This is a genomic window from Alkalibacterium sp. f15, from assembly GCF_049389645.1.
In the GTDB taxonomy this organism is placed as follows: domain Bacteria; phylum Bacillota; class Bacilli; order Lactobacillales; family Carnobacteriaceae_A; genus Alkalibacterium.
This window is the reverse complement of sequence record NZ_CP186540.1, coordinates 93890-111993: the sequence shown is the minus strand read 5'-3', so window position 1 is coordinate 111993 and position 18104 is coordinate 93890. Positions and strand designations below refer to the sequence as shown.

Genomic DNA, 18104 nt, shown 5'->3' with positions numbered 1-18104 from the left:
AATGGGAGATAGAACAGTTATTGAAATCATCAGAGCGTTATACGACTTAGCTAATGCGAAAAATGTTGTCGAAAGCGAAACGGGAGAACACATCAGTTTTGAAGATTATCAAGATATGATTGCCGATGATTTATCTGAATTAGCTAACGTACTAGGAATTGACTTAGACAAGGAGTGATCACATGGCAACGCAGTTAAAAGAAATGGACCAGGAAGTATTTACAGTCAAGGAAACGGCAGCCAAATTAAGAACGAGTCCCAACGTTATTTATAAATTGCTTGAGTTAGGTGATTTAAGGGCCATGAAAATGCCAGATAACAAAATACCGTTGTTCGAAATCAAACGGTTTGTACGATGGGCTTTTGAAAACGAAGTTGATTACAGCAACATACTCAAAAAAAAGGAGAATACAAATAATGAAAAAGTACAAATGGGAAATAATCTTGTTGGTAGTGGGAATAATTTTAACACTTATCGCTAGAAACTACGCAGTGACACAACGTTTGGCCATGGGGCTTACACCTGGATGGGGCGGAGAGTTCTTCATCATCCCGTTAATGATTATATGGTACTCAATATTAAAAGCAGATTGGAGTCTTGATGATGAGAATGAACGTAGTTATGTACGCATACAAGGACTGGCTGAGAAAGCTTAATGCCGGTATTCATCCGAAAACGGCTAGAGAAGAGATTGAAGTTGAATATTTATTGAACGATAACGAGAAACTCGCTTTAAGCATTCCGATGCAGCGCGAACTTGAAATGAGAGTGCAATAAAAAAGACGCCTTATCAGAGGCGTCTAACAAAAACTATGTAGCTACATTATAACACAACAGGAGGCTAATAATGATGAAGAACATTACATTAGAAAACATGATAATACGTAACTTTAAAGGCTTTAAAGAGTTTGAACTGAACGCAGACGGGCACGACTTGAAGATATACGGTGACAACGCTACAGGTAAGTCAACGATATTTGATGCATTCTCATGGGTTCTATTCGGCAAAGACAGTCACGACTCAGCCAATTTCGCCTGGAAGCCACTCGATAAAAAGAACAATGAGATCAATCACTTAGAAACAGAAGTCGAATTACTGCTAAATATCGATGGTGAACAGTTGCAACTATCCCGAATGGTTATAGAGAAATGGACCAGACGACGCGGATCAGATTCTAAAACGTTTGAAGGTCACGAAACAGCCTATCGCCTGGACGGAATCAAAACGACTCAAGCAAAATACAAAAAGAAAATAGAGGAAGTTATTTCAGAAGACACTTTCAAACAGTTAACCAACGTCTACTTTGTCGCTGAAACAATGAAATCTAAAGACCGCAGAGATTTGTTATTCTCCTTAGTTGAAGAAGTCACAGATGAAGACGTCATCGCTAGCAACAAAGCTTTAAAACCACTAGAAGCTATCCTGGACGGCCGAAGCGTGGATGATAAACGTACACTCATAACCGAAGAAAAACGCAGCGTGAAGAAAGATTTAGACCGCATCCCAGACCGTATCGATGAAGTGGACCGTTCCGTCCCTGACCTAAGCAAATTGGACCAAAAAGAACTGAACAAAGAACTCAAAGAAGCGGAAGACGTAATCATATCCAAAGAAGAAGAGATCGCTTCTTTCTCTAATGGCAGTCACGTGACCAACTTACGTTCAACGCTTCAAACGAAAGTCGCTGAGTTGCAAACAGCTAAAAGTGAGTATCAGCTGAAAGTAAATGATTCGGTTGAAACGCTGCAACAAAAGAAACAAGAGCTATTCGAGAAGGCCATGGACGCGAACAACGCAGTTACCGATGCAGAAGGCAAAGAAGTAGGTGTCAAGAAAGAGATTGAATCGAAGAAGAAAGACATCGAAGGCATCGTGAAGCAACTCACTGATTTACGAGACAGATTCATGATCGTTAAAAGAAACGCTTATCCAGACTTTGAGGAACACAAGGCAACGTGCTCGTTGTGTGGCCAAGACTATCCAGAAGACAAGCAAGCGGAAATGAAAGAGAACTACGAGAAAGAAATGGCTGAATTCAATGCGAATAAAGCCACTCAGTTAGAACGTATCAATGCAGAAGGTAAAGAGTGGACGGTAACTAAAGAAGGCTTAAAAGCTGAAATAACAGAGCTAGAAGAGGCGTTGACCGTCAAGAGTGACATGCACAAGTTAGTCAAGAAGCGTAATGACCTCAAGAAAGAATACGAAGCCATCAAGCAACAAATCGAGAACATCAAAAGCAAAGCGGCACCGTTTGAAAACTCCATTGAATACAATTCGTTAAACGCTGCAATCGAGAAGATGAAAAACGAAATCAAAGAGCTGCAGGAATCATCCGAAGATCAGTTGAAAGAAAAAAGAGCTGAACTTCAGGAGTTGAAAGCGAACAAAGAAGAAATCCAAGATAAGCTCTATCAATTCAAGCTGACTGATAAGCAAGTAGCACGTAAGCAAGAATTGATTCAAGATGAAAAAGCCTTATCGGTTCGCTATGGCGAGCTAGAGAATCAATTGTATCTCCTGGACGAATTTGTAAGAGCAAAAGTCTCCATGCTGACTGGCCGAATCAATGACCAGTTTGAGTTAGTCGAGTTCAAACTCTTTGAAGAACAAATCAATGGCGGACTCAAAGAAATCTGTGAGCCGTTAGTTGATGGTGTACCGTTCTCCAGTGGCTTAAACAGTGCAGCACGTATCAATGCAGGACTCGACATCATAGGCACGCTAAGCCGACTTGAAGGCATCAACGCTCCAATATTCATTGATAACAGCGAAAGCATCACACGTTTACTCGATACAGAAGCACAGACGATTCAATTGATCGTTACTGAAGGTCAAACCGAATTAAAAATAGAAACTAAAACATTAGAAGGAGTTGCTTAAACATGGCGAATGAATTATTAGAAAGAGCATCAATATTTGAAGTAAACGGAGAAGAAGTGAAGCTGACTGGAGCAATGGTTAAGAGTTTCTTGGTTAGTGGCAATGGAGATGTAACTGATCAAGAAGTGGTCATGTTCATTAACCTTTGTAAATATCAGAAATTAAATCCATTTCTTAAAGAAGCATATCTAGTCAAGTTCGGGAAATCAGATGCACAAATCATCGTTTCTAAAGAAGCATTTATGAAACGTGCCGAGTCACACCCACAATACGACGGCTTCAACGCTGGAATTATTTGTGAAAGAAATAAAGAGATAGTGGAAATCGAAGGAGCCATTAAGCTAGACGAGGATAAGTTAATAGGTGGCTGGGCGGTCATTTACCGTAAAGATAGAGAGAGACCAGTCTCAGTCAAAATATCCTTTAAAGAATTCAGCAAAGGCCAATCAACGTGGAATACTATGCCGTTGAACATGATCCGTAAAACGGCTATTGTCAACGCGATGAGAGAGGCGTTTCCAGATAACGTCGGAGCCATGTACACCGAAGAAGAAGCACCGCCTTCCTCTGAACCTCGTAATATTGAAGCTGAAGTCGAAGAAGAAGTGAATGAAAAGGCAAATCAAACCATTGTCGATTTTGAAAGACCCAAAGAAGTTAAAAAAGATAAACCCATGAAAACAGCTGAGAAAGTTGAAGATTCCCAGGAACAAGGATCTATGTTTAAAAATTTGAATGATTTAATGCCAGACGAACCGGAATTTTAGTTATGGAGATTAAAGTTTATGGATCAAGTAGTGCCGGCAACGCATATATCATAACTGATGGTAATGAATCGTTGATGTTAGAAGCCGGTATCGATCTAAAGAAAATGCGTGATGTGGATTGGCAGTCAGTTGTTGGCTGCCTCATCACTCATGAACATGGAGACCATTCGAAACACGCTCAAAACCTACTCTCGCTATCAGGAGTAGACGTTTATGCAAGTAAAGGTACAGCCGAAGCTTTGGATTTACCTAAACACAGAACGCACGTACTTGAATCGCTTAAACAATATGCACTAAACGATTGGATCATCTTGCCGTTCGATGTGCAGCATGATGTGGCCGAACCTTTAGGTTTTTTCATCCAGACGCCATCCGGCAACAAGATTCTTTTCGCAACAGATACGTACTACATCAAATACAAGTTTCCAGGTGTAACGCACTTAATGCTTGAATGCAATTACGCCTTAGACATCTTGAACGAGAATGTGGCAAATAAGCGAGTAGGAGCGTTCCTAAAGAAACGGGTGATCAAGAGTCACTTTGAACTCGGAAACGTGAAGACGTTCATCAAATCGAACGACATGAGCCAGTTGAATGAAGTATGGCTCTTACATTTATCGAATAACAATTCTGATGAGAAACGATTTAAACGAGAGATACAAGAGCTGACGGGGACGCCAGTATATATAGGTTAGGTGGTGAAGAAATGGCAAGACCAAAAAAACAAACAGTCGATTATTTCCCTCATATAGCTAATAGCGGAAAAACCATGTTCATTCTCGAATCGAAATTCGGTAATGATGGTTACGCCTTTTGGTTTAAGCTGCTTGAATTATTAGCTACCACTGACGGACATTTATATGACTGTAGAAACTCTTCTCATTGGCAGTTTCTACTAGCGAAAACTCAACAGGATGATATTTCTGCTCGTAGCATATTAAATTTACTAGCTGATCTCGGAGCCATCGACAATGAATTATGGGAAAAAGAAGTCATCTGGTGTCAAAATTTCGTGGATAATATCTCTGATGTTTATAAGAACAGAAAGGCAACAGCTCCGACTAGGCCTAACTTAAATAGTTTCTACGAGAAGAAACCCACTTCACAAGTAGTTTCTACTGATAGAAACCCGACAGAAGATAACATTGAAGTAGTTTCTACTGGCGGAAACACACAAAGTAAAGTAAAGGAAACTAAAGTAAATAAAACTAAAGTAGAAGAAGAGAACACCGACGTCAACGTTCATCGTTTTTATCAAGAGAATTTTGGAATCGAAACACCTTTCATTACAGAAGATATCGAATATTGGATTAATGACTTATCTAAAGAAGTCGTCATCTTAGCTTTACAGAAAGCAATTGAGAAGAACGCTGAATACGCATATGCAAAAGGCATATTAAAGCAGTGGGCTAAAAAAGGAATCAAGACACTGGATGCAGCAAATGCTGAATCGTTATCAAAAGCTAGAAAAGGAAATTACTCTAACAACACCAAAACCGAAACCCTACCCGACTGGGTAGACAACCAAGAAGAAGATGAAGAGGTATCGCCTGAAGAAGAAGCATCATTTCAAAAACGTCTGAAAGAGATTAGAGCGAAGAAGGGGATGAAGACATGATCCACCATTTCCCTACCGTTCTATTAAATCCAGACGGTAATTACAAATTGCAGGAAATCAACGGAGCTAAAAACATCCTGATACATGCAGAGAAAGAAACCTATGAGTATGAAGAGATTATCGAGATAGCAGACAACGCTTTTTATACAGAACGTAGGCGTTACGGCTGGACGATTATGGTTACTGATAGAGACGGGCAACTGAAAGAGCTGTTCACTCAAGGGTCAACGGTCGAGACATGCATCTATACGACACGATCCAGTCAAACAGTCCAGGAGTGGATTGACAAGCTATACGACAAGGATGTTAAACAAGTGAGTTTATTTTAGGAGGGAGGTGAAAAAGATGAATGAAAAAGAAGTAAATGCAATAAGAATGAATATGTTAAAACAAGCTCAATTAGCAATGAAAGAAGCGGTTGAACAACAAAACGCTGCCATGATTTCAGCCATAGCAGCGTTGGTAAGTACACTTGGAATTTGAATTATAAAACGATATGACGCACACCATTTTTATCTGTGTTGCTTTTATTTCTAAAGGCATGTCTTATTTCGTTATTAGCTTCGAGATAACGTTGAGCAATCTCTTCTGGTGAAAGCGAACTCAAATCTTGATTTTCTAAAAAGAGTAAAGATAAAGCATCAACACGATTACTAGGGAAAGTATTTAAATTTACATCTGTCAAGTTTAACACCTCACTTTCATATTTATTATTTATATAAATCTTTAAATTAAAAGATTATACGTATACATTATATCAAGTTATAGCGAACGATACAACATATAGATTAAATACGTAAAAAATATCAATATATAGAATAGGATGCGTTGTATTTGAAGAAGATTATTAAATTGATTAAGGAGAATGAGTCAACAAATAGGCAGATTGCACTTAGAGCTGGAATAGCTACACCTGTGATATATAACATCGTTAACGGACAGAAAAAAGATATTAATTTTACCACTGCATGTAAGCTAGCCGATGCTCTAGAAGTAAGTTTAGATGAATTAAGAGAAGAAGTTGATGTCAAGCATTATGAGGAAGGAGCAAACAATGAGTGATTCAGTACAAATCATCATCAAGAAATACGACAGCACTGTTTTCAAGGCGTCGCTACCTGAACTTGAAGGCAATGCATTGATTCAACAGCTGATCGACAGAGAAGAAGAGTTAGCTGCACATGATTATCACGGACGTTTGAATACGTATTACGGAGGGAGCAATCCGAATGACTAAACTGATCATTCCGTTACCTCTAGCAAGCATGAATGAATACTCCAATGCCCAGCGAACGCACTGGGCTAAAGGAGCTAAGATAAAAAAGACGAATACTTACTTTTGCAAAATGCACGTACTGAGGGCCATGACAGAAGGCTTTGAAATTAAAACACCGTGCAAATTGAAGTTTAAATGGATTGTACCAAATAAAAGGAAAGATGCGGATAACATAGCAAGCGCGAAGAAATTCATTTTAGATGGCATGCAGGAGGCAAAATTGATTCTGAATGATAACTTGAATCATATTACCGGCTTTGAAGACGAATTCGTCATAGACAACTCAGTTCTGTCAGTTGTTGAGATAACTGTGAAGGAGGAAAATATATGAATATGGCAATCACACCTGAAACGATTAAAGGCATATTCAAAGTAAATCTAAGAAAAGAACGCGAAGAAAGAGACTGGACCATAGAGGATTTAGCAGAAAAGACGGGTATTTATAGACAAACATTGCAGACATGCGAAAATCATGGGACATTTTCAGCTAAGACTATCGCAGCGTTATGCGAAGCGTTCAATGTTGATCCGTGGATATTCTTTATCGAAGAGGAAGCGTGACGATGGGATGGCTGCAGCACGTATTAATGAACCGTTAGACCGAATAGCAAACGATAGGGAGATGTGGTAAATGATAAATAATACAGTATTAGTAGGCAGATTAACACGCGATCCAGAATTAAAGTACACAGGTAGCGGACTGGCGGTTGCTAGTTTCAACATAGCCGTCGAAAGACCCTTCTCAAATGCAAATGGAGAGAAAGAAACAGATTTCATCAATTGTGTGGTTTGGAAGAAGACCGCAGAAGCCTTATCCAATTTCACAAGCAAAGGATCGTTAATCGGACTGACTGGACGCATCCAAACACGCAACTATGAAGGGAATGACGGGAAGAGAGTGTATGTGACGGAAGTAGTAGCAGAGAACGTTAAGTTCTTAGAGCCAAAGAAGACGTCTAAGAAGGAATCAAGCAGCAGTGAGAGTGATTATGTGCAGAACAGCAAAAACGACGTAGAGGACGCATTTGATAAGAATGAAGATATAGATATTTCGGATGATGATCTACCATTTTAAGAAAGGAGCGACTCAATGACTGACAACTACACCAACATTCCACAATACCTCTGGTATCACGCAGAGGGCAATCCGCCGACACAGAAAGCGCGTTGGTGGAAAGGCAAGAAATATGTAGGTTATGAAGTAGAACCGGAACCAAACATGCTTGATCGTTATAAATTGACCTATAAAGGAACCGGAGACTTTAATTATATTGAGGGGTTGGTGTAATGTTTCCAGAAATCGACAATGAAAAGACAAAAGAAAACGTACATCGCTTGTTATCTCATTACCGTTCAATGGCCAGACTAGCTGATGAAGAGTACACGCCTAAGATAACGGCTACTTTCTCCTTAGAATTGAAAGGATCAGGCGGGCAAACGAGTGACCAGGTAGGTAATGCAGTCGCACGAAAGGTAACGGCAGAGCAGGAGCTATGGAAGATCGGCAGAGCTATGAATCAGCTGAATGCTTATAAAAGGCAGATTCTCCACTATAGATACATAGATAGTCGAGAAATGACGGACACGATGATTTATTATGATTTGAACATGAGTGAGCGCACGTTCTACAGAGAGTTAGGAAAAGCACAGATTGAGTTCGCTGAGGGCTATGACAATGGCAGGCTTTTGGCAGAGATATGACTGATATTTGGCTGACTCTAGGCAGAGCGGTAAACTATAATGTTAGTATGGTAAAGTATAGAGCGAGAGAAATCACATACAGAAGGCCTCCTTTGAAAAGACGTTCCTCAGCTTCTATGCTTACGATTAATGGGCTAATCCAACCGGATAGCTCTTTTCTTCTTTCGGTGAAGTTATTCTTTTGATATACTGAAAAGAAAAAGGAGTATGAAAAATGACTATCATAAGTGATTATAGTATCGTTAAAAATATTATTAACGATGATGTGCTTGTAAAAAGAGACGGTAAATTAGAACTAAAAGGGATGGCAACTAGCAGTGTAACCGTAGAATATGGAGGGACGCTAATACTACGAGGCACGGTAAATGGGAAAGTAATTAATAGAGGAGGAAATATCGAAATATATGGAATGGTACTAAATGATGTTATTAATCATATAGAAAATCAAGGTAATATTTATATAGATCCTGACGCGGTTATCAAAGGTGATATTTTAGACTCCTAATGGGGTCTTTTTTTATACATAATAGTATTGAAAGGTGATGGAAAATGGCAAAACTTACAATTAAACAAAAAAGATTTGCTGATGAGTACATCATCGGTGGAAATGCTAGTGAGGCGGCAAGGAAAGCTGGTTATAGTAAAAAAACGGCTAATCGAATAGCTACTGAAAACTTGTCAAAACCTGTCATTCGTTCCTATATAGACAAACGACTCGAAGAGCTGAAAAGTGAAAGAGTGGCAGATCAACAAGAGGTGCTTGAATTTTTAACCTCTATAGTTCGCGGAGAAAAGAAAGAACAAACACTTATTGGTCTTGGTATGGGGGAGCAAGAGATAACAGAAATTGAAATCCCTGCTACTCAACGGATTAAAGCGGCAGAGTTGTTAGGAAAAAGATATGCTATGTGGACCGATAAACAAGAGGTGTCTGGAGAGCTAGGGGTAACGATTGTAGATGATATCGATGAATAATATAGTTGTATTATCCGATATCATTACAGAGCAATTTAAACCATTCTGGGTTGCTTCGAAAAAGAAAAACCATTTGAGATATGTACTGAAAGGTGGGCGTGGGAGTGGTAAGTCGTTTCACATACCCATGAGGATTCTCCTTGATGTAATGGAATATCCAGTGTCAGCTATAGGTATACGTAAAGTGCAAAATACTATTTTAAAATCTTCCTATGCAAACTTTAAAGGTGCTGCTAACGTCTTAGGCGTTCGGCACCTTTTTAGATTCGTCGATTCTAAGCTAGAAATTACTTATCGTTCTAGAGGGAATAAAATCTATTTTGCGGGAGCTGATGACCCGGATAAGATTAAATCAATCAAGGATGCCGATTTTCCTTTAGCAATTATGTGGATTGAAGAATTAACCGAATTTAAGACAGAGGAAGAAGTGACGTCTATTGAAAGTTCGGTGCTTCGAGAAGAGTTAGAAGGTAAATTTATCTCGGATAGTCAGCGGAAAGTGAAATATCCTTTTGACTATAGTTTTTATTATTCGTATAACCCACCTAAACGTAGGCAGTCTTGGGTAAATAAGAAGTACGAGAGTAGCTTTATAGATAAAAATACATTTATCCATCATTCAAATTATTTAGGAAATCCGCATTTATCAAAGAAATTTATCGAAGAAGCCGAGAATGTAAGAAGCCGTAAGCCTTTGAAGTACGATTGGGAGTATTTGGGCAAAGCAATAGGGTCTGGTATCGTTCCATTTGATAATTTACAAATTGAGAATGGTTTAATCACTGATGAAATGGCCAATAACTTTGATAATATACGTAATGCAGTCGATTTTGGTTATGCTACCGATCCGCTAGCTTTTGTAAGATGGCATTATGACAAAAAGAAGAATGGCATTTATGCGGTCGATGAATACTACGGCCAAAAAATAAGCAATAGACAGTTTGCAGCATGGTTGAAATCTAAAAAATATGACTCAGACGAAATCTTTGCAGATTCCGCAGAGCCTAAGAGCATAGCGGAATTGAAAAAGGATCATGATATCAAACGTATGAAAGGTGCAAAAAAAGGACCAGACAGCGTGGAGTATGGAGAAGAATGGTTGGACGATTTGGATTTCATTTGTATAGATCCGATACGCACGCCAAATATAGCAAAAGAATTCGAAAACATTGATTATCAAACTGATAGAGATGGTAATCCTAAACCGCGATTAGAAGATAAAGACAATCACAGCATTGACGCCACACGATACGCTTTCGAGAGAGACATGAAGAATAAAACAGGATGGAAAGTATAGGAAGGAGATAATGCATGTTAGATATAATCACAGGCGACGTCAAAGCATTGGAACAAGCGATTGAAGCAGATAAGCACAGCTATGATAAAGAGAACGCTGAAGCGGCTCAACGTTATTATGATTATGAACACGACATCTTAAGCAACAAAATATATTTCATGAATGATAATGAACAGCTTGTTGAAGATAAGTATGCGTCAAACATTAAGATACCTCATCCGTTCTTCACTGAAATTGTTAGCCAAAGCGTAAGCACGGAACTAGCAAACGGTGTAAAGCTTAAGGTGGAAGACGAAGAGTTTCAGGTGCTTCTAGAAGAGTATTGGGATGAAGACATTCAGTTGTTCCTTCAAGAGATGCTGGAAGGCGCATCAATCAAAGGGAAAGAATACGCCTATGTAAGACAGTTACCAGGAGAGATGCAAACGTCTCGTATTTCTTTTCAAGTCTCTGACAGCTTGCAGACGTTCACTATAACGGATGAATCAGGCGATGTTGTCGGTGTTGTTCGTTACTACACGAAACCCATGCTGAGAGATGACAAACAGGTTGAAGTTGAACATGCTGAAGTATGGACGAGCGAGAACGTCACATTTTATCTAAAGAATAAAGACAATGCATTTATTATTAATCCTGACAAATCACCGAATCCCAGAAGCCACATACTAGCTGAACAAAAAGGCGAGGATGGCAAACCGGTCTTATTAGGAAAGTCATTTGGACGTATTCCTTTCAGAAAATTGAAAAACAACAAGAAAGAAAAGACGGACTTAGAGCCAATTAAAGAATTGATTGACGATTACGATCTGATGAACGCATTCATGAGTAACAACTTACAAGATTATAGCGGGGCAATATACGTAACAAAAGGATATAACGATGATGTAAGCAAGCTTAGGATGAACGTTCGCTCTAAAGGCGGTATCAACGTAGACGAAGACGGCGCCTTTGATATGAAGACGTATGACATCCCGGTTGATGGCCGAGTCAAGAAGATGGAACTCGACAAACGAAACATTTATAAGTTTGGTATGGCATTTGATTCAACAGCTATCAGTGACAGTTCGGGTAGTGTAACCAACGTTCAAATCATGGCCGGTTATTCATTACTCATGATGAAGTTGAGCAAGAAAGAAGCGCATTTGAAGACGCTAATCGACTGGATGATTGAACTCATTACAGAAGATATCAATAGACGTTACAGTGCTGCTTATGATCATAGAGATATAGAAGTTATCATTGAACGCGAAACAATGGTCAACCGCTTAGAGAATGTCCAAATAGAGAAAACAGAGGCAGAGACGAAACAGCTTAAATTGACCGCTTTATTAGATATTGCAATGTTCTTACCGCAAGAGAAGGTCCTGAGAGAAATCTGTGACATTGTAGAGTTGGATTGGAACGAAATAGAAGCGATGTTACTCGAAGACGTATCTTTACCATCTCTTCAAGGAGTAGGTGACGAAAATGGTGATGATGAACAAGTGGGAGAAGGAGATCGAAGCGATATACCAGAGGGAACTTAAAAAGACCGGAACGGATATGTCAAAAGCTTATGCAGATATGCTGACACGATTCAAAAAAGAAGGCAGAGACGTATTGGCAGACCCTAGCAACCTAACCCGCACACAGAAGTACAACGCACAACGCAAAGCCGGACTAGAAAAACGAATCATGGAAACAGCTAGAAATGCTAATCCTGAAATACGTAAAGCAACGAAAACCTTAACGGAAACGTCTGGTAAGTTAGGCTATTACGGTACGCAGTTCGGGATAGAGCAAACAGCTAAAGCCGCAATAAGTATGGCGCCTTTAAACACGAGTTACTTGAATACGGTAATGACGGATAAGATTGACGGCAAACGCTTTTCTGAACGTATGTACAAGGACAGAGAGAAGATGGCCAATCTAGTCAGTCGTGAATTAGTTAAGGCTGCAGAAGACGGCGTGGGTTATCGTCAACTAGCTGCACGTTTAGAAGCAATCACAGATAACGACATGCGACACAGCTACTTGATTGCACGTACTGAATCTAAGCGGACTCGAAGTGAAATGCATCAAAAAGCATACGAGGAAGCTGTGGATGCCGGCGTGCAATTGGAAAAGGAATGGTTACACTCAGGTAACGGTACAAACCCGCGTAATCATCACGAACAAATGCACGGTGTTCGCGTACCCGTTGATGAAGAATTCCAATCGCCTTTAGGCAATAGCGGACAAGGCCCTGGACTCTTTGGTGATCCATCTGAAGACATTCAATGTGGATGCTGGACCGTCACACACGTTATAGGGATAGAACAAACAGGTCAAACGATTGAACCTAAAACAGACTGGCAAGAATGGGCTAAAGAGCATGATGTAGGAGTTGATTAAGCATTGGATAAAGTTAAAATAGGCGGGACAACATACAAAGTTGAGATGGTCGACGACTTAGCGGGTTCTGATGATTGTTTTGGATATATTCAGTACAAGAAGTCATTGATACAATTGGATAACAATTTAGAAGAACAAATGCACAATAAAACATTTATCCATGAATTGACTCATGCGTTGTTCATTGAAGCGGGGTATAACGATCATGAAGAAGATATGGCTAATCGAATAGGTTTGGTTCTTTATCAAGCTTTAAAAGATAACGATTTTAGCTTTATCAGGTAATGAAGGAGGCGATGGAGTGTTCTATTCGGAAAACAAATCAACCGAAGAATAGGAGAGTGATCTAAATGGAAAACATCGTATCTCGCTATTAGCGTAACTAATAACTCAATACTTAACTAAGTCATAGGCCTTGCTTGTGGCTCTTTTTATTGTCCTGGAGAATGACGCTATAAAAGTCTCAACACCGACTGTGAGCGGAATACCTCACAACTCTAACTGGCACCGACCAGAATAAAAAGGAATGGAGTTTTTAAAATGGATTGGATTAAAACAATTTTGGATAAACACACCAAAGAGGATGGAACGGTTGATTCAGACGCAGCAAATAAAGAAATTGACGCGGAATTTCCTAAAAATGCTGTACCTAAGTCGGATTTCAACTCAAAAGTCAGCGAATTGAACGATGCAAACAAGACGCTTCAAGGATTAAAAGATGGTAATAAAGATATAGAAGCATTGCAAACGTCTATTGCAGACTATGAAAGCAAAGTTGAACAACTAGAAACAGAAAAAGCTGAACAAGCTAAGAAATATCAGTTGGAAATTGCATTGAAAGATGCAGGAGGTACTGATTTAGAATATCTCCAATTCAAACTGGGAGATTCAGAACTTAATGAAGATGGAACTATCAAAGATTTTGACAACAAACTGAAAGGTTTGAAAGAAAGTCATCCGTCATTCTTTGAAAGCGCAGAAACGAATAAGAAGGACGAGAACGGCGGCTTTAAAGTGCACGATAATAAGTTAGATGGCGGTGCTCCTTCTAAGCTGACTAAGAAGTATATTTATGAACAATATCCAAAAGATAAAGAAAAAAGAATTGAATTACTAAAACAATTAGAAAAGGATGATAAATAAAATGACAGTACAATTCGATTTAACACCATATTCAAAAGACTTTGCTAACCAATTCGATATTAGAACAGAAGGTTTTATCGACTTCTTTAATTTGATGTCTATGGGACAAGGTACTATGATCAAAGGCCAAAGAGCAGACGTTACATTAGCAGCAGACATGAATCATGAAGCACATGAAGAAATTAGCGAATCAAACGTTCGACTTTACGATGTAAATATTGCAGAGTTGAAATTTGACGCAACTAAAGTACGTGTCTCTTACCAAGATATTCAAAAATGGGGACAAGCAAACGCTATTGACCGTAAAGACCGTGAGCTAATGAATGCTCTTGGACATCACATCGAAAGTCGATTGGTAGCTAACTTAGGAGATCATGCAGGCACTCAAATTACCGAAGTGGATTACAAGTCAGCTTTAGCAATGGCTAAGGCTGAAGTGAATACTAAGCCAGGCTTTAAAGGGTCTCAATCTATAGCGTTTGTTAATACTATGGATTACTACCGTTATCTTGCGGATTCTGAAGTGGCGACAGCTCAAAACTTGTTTGGTATGGACTACGTTAAAAACTTCCTGGGATATTCTGTTATCTTCTTTAGTTCTCAAGTTGAAAAAGGGACAGTGTTTGTAACAGCTGACGGTAATTTAAACCTTGCTCATATTCCTGCTAATGGACCAGCGTTTAGCGCTTTAGAGTTAACTCCATCAGATAATAAGCTAATTGGAGTTAAACATTATCTGAATGATAACACTGGAGACATCTTTACTAAAGTTCATTTCGGACTTGAAGCTTTTGCTGAACGTACAGATGCTGTAGTACAAGTGACAATAGATGAAGGAGTTGCTGCATAATGTTAAAAGATATCTATGTAACCAAAGTTAAAAAATTCACGGATTTAGAAGATAACAAACGCGTTTATAAGACTGGTGACGAGTATCCTGCTGAGGGTGCTCCGAAACCTTCTGACAAACGCATCGCACAGCTTTCTTCTAAAGCAAATAAAGCACGTGTTCAGATCATTGAACGATTGACTGTTGAGGTTAAAGACGAAGAAGATGCTAGTGAAGAAGTCGTTGTTGAAAAAGAAGTAACACCTACAACGAAAAAGAAACAAAAAACAAACTGATAAAAAACTTGAGGAGTAGGCATTTGCCTACCCTCTTTTTATTTATGGAAGGTGGTAACACATGATTATCACGTTAGCAGAAGCGCATGAAATAAATCGAACCTTATCAAAAGAAGACATAACCGGATTAGAAATCGCAATCAGAGAGTTGACAAACAATAACTTCCAAAATACGCGTGTACGTTTCAGCGTCAAAGAAATCATGGACCCTGATACAATCGTGCTTAATCAATTACCAAAAGGATTGCGAACAGGCAGCCGAATAGAGCTGAATAACAGTGATTACAACGAGGAACTGCATACTATCCATGAGATACAAGGGAACGTGCTAAAAGTGTCTAGTGGTGGTTTTTTAGATGAAACCAAGTCAGGCATGATAGTCACCCTGGTCAATTATCCGCAAGATGTTAAAAATGGCGTTAAAAAGCTCATAGAATATGACATGAAAACCGAAAAGAACATCGGCGTTAAGAGCCGGTCACTCAGTCGTGTTTCTGAAACGTATTTCGACGTGACAAGTGGCGAGAACATCAACGGTTATCCAACATCTCTATTCAGCTTCATTATGAAGTATAGGAAATTCAGGTGGGGGACATGATTAAACTCAAACCACATTTAATACAGGAAACGAAGTATCTTCCAGACGGAATGGGCGGAAAGATTCCGGATGGTCATACGACGTTCGCGGTTATTGATGGCGTGCTGGATTTATTAAGCGGCACAGACCGAACAGGCGCTCAGAACGCAATTACAGAAGATTCTACGCATGTTCTAGTTACATTGGACTATACGGAAGGCATTACAGACAAAATGCGCGTATTCGATGGAATCGGGCAAGTCTATGACATAACCTATTCTGACAATCCGGCTGGTCAGGACGACCATAACGAACTGCTACTCACTCTTGTACCTGGAGTAATAGACGGGCAAGGTGGCTAACATGGCCAAAGTTGAAATGAATTTTGAAAGCAACTTACCAGAAGCAAAACAAAAATTACAAAGCGCACAAAAAGCGGGCTTAATTGCCGCTCTACTCGTTATTGAGAAATATGCAAAGAACTATTCACGCACTGCCCGCCAAGGCGGAGGCGGTACGAGAGACAGCTACACGTACGAACTCAACACCGATGGCGTTAAGTTAATCGGAGCAGTTGGATCAGATGAAATGAATGCGATATACGAAGAGTACGGGACAGGCGAATTTGCCGAAAAAGGCGATGGCAGAAAAGGCGGATGGGTTTATTACGACGATGTGGATGGCAAATTCTACTTCACGTATGGTAAGACACCAAATAAACCGTTAAGACGTGCTGGTTCAGTCTCACGTTCAGAAGTTCAGCAGTTAATCGGTGAACATTTTAGTCTGGAATTCTAGGAGGGTGTAAATGGAAGACTTCAAACAATTAGCAATACAGATTTACCGTTCATTTACAGCTATCTATGAGAATTCTCATGCTTTAGTGAACCGGGACGAAGAGGTTAAGTACCCTTATATAACTTATGACTTACGAACATATTCGACGTTAGCACGTAATCAGGAAAATTTAGTCATAGACGTTCAGATATTCGATAACATCAAAAGTTATTCACGAACGTATGACGTTGCCAGTTTGTTGAAGAACCACTTCAAAGGTCGGCTGATTAAAGATGACAGCTTTCATATTCGCTTTGATGTGCAGCGTGGGGCAACTAATTTTATTCATATACCAACGAGCGACCCAAACATCATCCGATTAGAAGGAACAGTGCAAGCCAAAATAGATTGGAGAGAAAATAGATGAGCTTACCAAATACAAGTTTTACAGAAACATCACACGAACGCTTTATTATCGACTCAGCTGTATTGCTGAAGAACGTTTCCTGGAACGCGACAGCAGAAGAATGGGAATTCGAAGAACTAGGTGCTACAGAGGGTTCGGTATCGATTAACGTTGAAATGACATACAGACAGATGGATGTTAATGGTGCTAGTCATGTTGCAGTCAAAGAATATGAAGTGCTAGAAGAATTTCTTGCCACTGCCGTCGCAAGCGTTAAAGAGATGAGCGCTAAAATCATTCAACAAGCCCTTAATGGCAAGTTGGAGGATGCGACAGCCGAAGAAGCACCAGCAGGGTATTCGAAAGTAACGCCTCAGCGATTCTTGAATGATAATTCGTTCCTGGAAAACATCGCTTTTGTCGGACGATTAAAGAGCCATAACAATGAGCAAGTAATCGCTATTTTAGACAGCCCTAAAGTTGAAGGTGGTTTATCAGGAGACACAGAAGACAATGGCGAAATGGCCATCGAACAGACCTATAAAGCACACGCTACAGTCGCTAAACTGAAAGCAGACATCAACTACTTGCCGTTTAGAATGTACTTGCCTCAATCATTGGTTGATGGCACACCTGAACAAATGGAGGTAGGCGCATAATATGGAACTTAGAATGAGAGAATTAAAAGGCGACGATCTATTCACTATGCTGAACATCATCGGTCAATTAGAAATTGAAGACGAATTCAAAGAGTTGTTCGAGACAAACATTAAAGACGAGGTTGACCAAAAAGTGATTGACCTCAACGGTCGTAAGAAGAAACAACCGACAAAAAAAGAAACAGATAATTTAGCGATTAAACAACTAGAAGCCGATAAAGAGAGGGCGTTACGCTCTTCTCACTTCGGTGCAAAGATCATTGCCAAAGCTATCCGTAATGCGAATAAATTAAGAAATGAAATCAATCCATTTTTGGCAGAATTAACAGACACGGATGTAAAAACTATAAAGAACTTGTCTTTAGTTGAATACGCTAGTCTGATCAAACAATTCACGAAGAAAGAAGAACTGAAAGATTTTTTCTCATCTATCGCTACGTTGGTTTAATTGACGACGGCGAGCATTGGCTAAAAGACACGTTATTTAAACGCTATGGTAGTCCGCTTGTTCTCCTTAGAACGTAC

32 protein-coding genes are annotated in these 18104 nt (G+C 39.5%); 31 read left to right on the top strand and 1 reads right to left on the bottom strand.

The genetic code is table 11. The features are described 5' to 3' along the window. The first annotated feature begins 1 nt into the window (after position 1). The 9 genes from ACO1PF_RS00640 (at position 2) to ACO1PF_RS00600 (ending at position 5753) form a co-directional block, all read left to right on the top strand. Positions 2-178 carry a hypothetical protein gene (locus tag ACO1PF_RS00640; RefSeq protein ID WP_423189454.1) on the top strand — a complete coding sequence of 59 codons (177 nt, stop codon included), beginning with the start codon at positions 2-4 and terminating at the stop codon, positions 176-178. A 4-nt stretch (positions 179-182) separates the two neighbouring features. Further along, positions 183-482: a hypothetical protein gene (locus ACO1PF_RS00635; RefSeq protein WP_423189453.1), complete on the top strand. Its 300-nt coding sequence runs from the start codon at positions 183-185 to the stop codon at positions 480-482. Positions 483-604: 122 nt separating this feature from the next. Continuing rightward, entirely contained in the window at positions 605-778 is a 174-nt protein-coding gene (locus ACO1PF_RS00630) for a hypothetical protein (protein ID WP_423189452.1), read from the top strand. A 70-nt stretch (positions 779-848) separates the two neighbouring features. Next, positions 849-2885 (top strand): ATP-binding protein, encoded by a 2037-nt coding sequence (locus ACO1PF_RS00625; RefSeq protein WP_423189451.1) that lies wholly within the window; start codon positions 849-851, stop codon positions 2883-2885. Positions 2886-2887: 2 nt separating this feature from the next. Continuing rightward, positions 2888-3652, top strand: a complete 765-nt coding sequence (gene bet / locus ACO1PF_RS00620; protein WP_423189450.1) for a phage recombination protein Bet — start codon at positions 2888-2890, stop codon at positions 3650-3652. 2 nt (positions 3653-3654) lie between these two features. Then, positions 3655-4347, top strand: a complete 693-nt coding sequence (locus ACO1PF_RS00615; protein WP_423189449.1) for an MBL fold metallo-hydrolase — start codon at positions 3655-3657, stop codon at positions 4345-4347. An 11-nt stretch (positions 4348-4358) separates the two neighbouring features. Continuing rightward, positions 4359-5270 carry a DnaD domain protein gene (locus ACO1PF_RS00610; protein ID WP_423189448.1) on the top strand — a complete coding sequence of 304 codons (912 nt, stop codon included), beginning with the start codon at positions 4359-4361 and terminating at the stop codon, positions 5268-5270. Next, entirely contained in the window at positions 5267-5599 is a 333-nt protein-coding gene (locus ACO1PF_RS00605; protein ID WP_423189447.1) for a hypothetical protein, read from the top strand. The genes ACO1PF_RS00610 and ACO1PF_RS00605 overlap by 4 nt, the downstream gene beginning before the upstream one ends. Before the next feature lie 16 nt (positions 5600-5615). Further along, positions 5616-5753, top strand: coding sequence for a hypothetical protein (locus tag ACO1PF_RS00600; RefSeq protein WP_423189446.1), 138 nt, complete (start codon positions 5616-5618; stop codon positions 5751-5753). A gap of 1 nt (position 5754) precedes the next feature. On the opposite strand, the gene ACO1PF_RS00595 is transcribed toward ACO1PF_RS00600, so the two are convergent. Continuing rightward, on the bottom strand, positions 5755-5955 hold the full coding sequence (locus ACO1PF_RS00595; protein ID WP_423189445.1) for a hypothetical protein: 201 nt from the start codon (positions 5953-5955) through the stop codon (positions 5755-5757). 149 nt (positions 5956-6104) lie between these two features. Between ACO1PF_RS00595 and ACO1PF_RS00590 the strand changes: the two genes are divergently transcribed. The 22 genes from ACO1PF_RS00590 (at position 6105) to ACO1PF_RS00485 (ending at position 18027) form a co-directional block, all read left to right on the top strand. Further along, positions 6105-6332, top strand: a complete 228-nt coding sequence (locus ACO1PF_RS00590; RefSeq protein WP_423189444.1) for a helix-turn-helix domain-containing protein — start codon at positions 6105-6107, stop codon at positions 6330-6332. After that, the gene (locus tag ACO1PF_RS00585) at positions 6325-6507 is read left to right on the top strand and encodes a hypothetical protein (protein ID WP_423189443.1); all 183 of its coding nucleotides are present in this window, start codon (positions 6325-6327) and stop codon (positions 6505-6507) included. Before ACO1PF_RS00590 ends, ACO1PF_RS00585 begins: the two co-directional genes overlap by 8 nt. After that, positions 6500-6877: a hypothetical protein gene (locus ACO1PF_RS00580; RefSeq protein ID WP_423189442.1), complete on the top strand. Its 378-nt coding sequence runs from the start codon at positions 6500-6502 to the stop codon at positions 6875-6877. Before ACO1PF_RS00585 ends, ACO1PF_RS00580 begins: the two co-directional genes overlap by 8 nt. After that, a complete protein-coding gene (locus tag ACO1PF_RS00575; RefSeq protein WP_423189441.1) occupies positions 6874-7107 on the top strand; it encodes a helix-turn-helix domain-containing protein in 234 nt (77 codons plus the stop codon). The genes ACO1PF_RS00580 and ACO1PF_RS00575 overlap by 4 nt, the downstream gene beginning before the upstream one ends. A gap of 70 nt (positions 7108-7177) precedes the next feature. Further along, positions 7178-7621, top strand: coding sequence for a single-stranded DNA-binding protein (ssb, locus tag ACO1PF_RS00570; protein WP_423189440.1), 444 nt, complete (start codon positions 7178-7180; stop codon positions 7619-7621). A 15-nt stretch (positions 7622-7636) separates the two neighbouring features. Next, on the top strand, positions 7637-7834 hold the full coding sequence (locus ACO1PF_RS00565) for a hypothetical protein (RefSeq protein WP_423189439.1): 198 nt from the start codon (positions 7637-7639) through the stop codon (positions 7832-7834). Beyond that, entirely contained in the window at positions 7834-8247 is a 414-nt protein-coding gene (locus tag ACO1PF_RS00560) for an ArpU family phage packaging/lysis transcriptional regulator (protein ID WP_423189438.1), read from the top strand. The genes ACO1PF_RS00565 and ACO1PF_RS00560 overlap by 1 nt, the downstream gene beginning before the upstream one ends. A 214-nt stretch (positions 8248-8461) precedes the next feature. After that, on the top strand, positions 8462-8752 hold the full coding sequence (locus ACO1PF_RS00555) for a hypothetical protein (RefSeq protein ID WP_423189437.1): 291 nt from the start codon (positions 8462-8464) through the stop codon (positions 8750-8752). Positions 8753-8796: 44 nt separating this feature from the next. Continuing rightward, positions 8797-9222 carry a terminase small subunit gene (locus tag ACO1PF_RS00550; protein ID WP_423189436.1) on the top strand — a complete coding sequence of 142 codons (426 nt, stop codon included), beginning with the start codon at positions 8797-8799 and terminating at the stop codon, positions 9220-9222. Beyond that, positions 9206-10519 (top strand): PBSX family phage terminase large subunit, encoded by a 1314-nt coding sequence (locus ACO1PF_RS00545; protein WP_423189435.1) that lies wholly within the window; start codon positions 9206-9208, stop codon positions 10517-10519. Before ACO1PF_RS00550 ends, ACO1PF_RS00545 begins: the two co-directional genes overlap by 17 nt. Positions 10520-10533: 14 nt before the next feature. Beyond that, a complete protein-coding gene (locus ACO1PF_RS00540; protein ID WP_423189434.1) occupies positions 10534-12045 on the top strand; it encodes a phage portal protein in 1512 nt (503 codons plus the stop codon). After that, entirely contained in the window at positions 11987-12892 is a 906-nt protein-coding gene (locus tag ACO1PF_RS00535) for a phage minor head protein (protein WP_423189433.1), read from the top strand. Before ACO1PF_RS00540 ends, ACO1PF_RS00535 begins: the two co-directional genes overlap by 59 nt. Before the next feature lie 3 nt (positions 12893-12895). Continuing rightward, complete coding sequence (locus tag ACO1PF_RS00530) at positions 12896-13177, top strand: hypothetical protein (protein WP_423189432.1); 282 nt, start codon at positions 12896-12898, stop codon at positions 13175-13177. 255 nt (positions 13178-13432) lie between these two features. Further along, positions 13433-14035 (top strand): phage scaffolding protein, encoded by a 603-nt coding sequence (locus tag ACO1PF_RS00525; RefSeq protein WP_423189431.1) that lies wholly within the window; start codon positions 13433-13435, stop codon positions 14033-14035. A gap of 1 nt (position 14036) precedes the next feature. After that, positions 14037-14885 carry a hypothetical protein gene (locus ACO1PF_RS00520; RefSeq protein WP_423189430.1) on the top strand — a complete coding sequence of 283 codons (849 nt, stop codon included), beginning with the start codon at positions 14037-14039 and terminating at the stop codon, positions 14883-14885. Next, on the top strand, positions 14885-15160 hold the full coding sequence (locus tag ACO1PF_RS00515) for a hypothetical protein (protein WP_423189429.1): 276 nt from the start codon (positions 14885-14887) through the stop codon (positions 15158-15160). The genes ACO1PF_RS00520 and ACO1PF_RS00515 overlap by 1 nt, the downstream gene beginning before the upstream one ends. Positions 15161-15221: 61 nt before the next feature. Continuing rightward, the gene (locus ACO1PF_RS00510) at positions 15222-15758 is read left to right on the top strand and encodes a hypothetical protein (protein ID WP_423189428.1); all 537 of its coding nucleotides are present in this window, start codon (positions 15222-15224) and stop codon (positions 15756-15758) included. After that, positions 15755-16099: a phage head completion protein gene (locus ACO1PF_RS00505; protein ID WP_423189427.1), complete on the top strand. Its 345-nt coding sequence runs from the start codon at positions 15755-15757 to the stop codon at positions 16097-16099. Before ACO1PF_RS00510 ends, ACO1PF_RS00505 begins: the two co-directional genes overlap by 4 nt. A 1-nt stretch (position 16100) precedes the next feature. After that, positions 16101-16535: an HK97 gp10 family phage protein gene (locus ACO1PF_RS00500; protein WP_423189426.1), complete on the top strand. Its 435-nt coding sequence runs from the start codon at positions 16101-16103 to the stop codon at positions 16533-16535. A gap of 10 nt (positions 16536-16545) precedes the next feature. Beyond that, complete coding sequence (locus ACO1PF_RS00495; RefSeq protein ID WP_423189425.1) at positions 16546-16941, top strand: hypothetical protein; 396 nt, start codon at positions 16546-16548, stop codon at positions 16939-16941. Further along, positions 16938-17579: a hypothetical protein gene (locus tag ACO1PF_RS00490; protein ID WP_423189424.1), complete on the top strand. Its 642-nt coding sequence runs from the start codon at positions 16938-16940 to the stop codon at positions 17577-17579. The genes ACO1PF_RS00495 and ACO1PF_RS00490 overlap by 4 nt, the downstream gene beginning before the upstream one ends. Position 17580: 1 nt before the next feature. Further along, entirely contained in the window at positions 17581-18027 is a 447-nt protein-coding gene (locus tag ACO1PF_RS00485) for a hypothetical protein (protein WP_423189423.1), read from the top strand. Positions 18028-18104 lie beyond the last annotated feature (77 nt).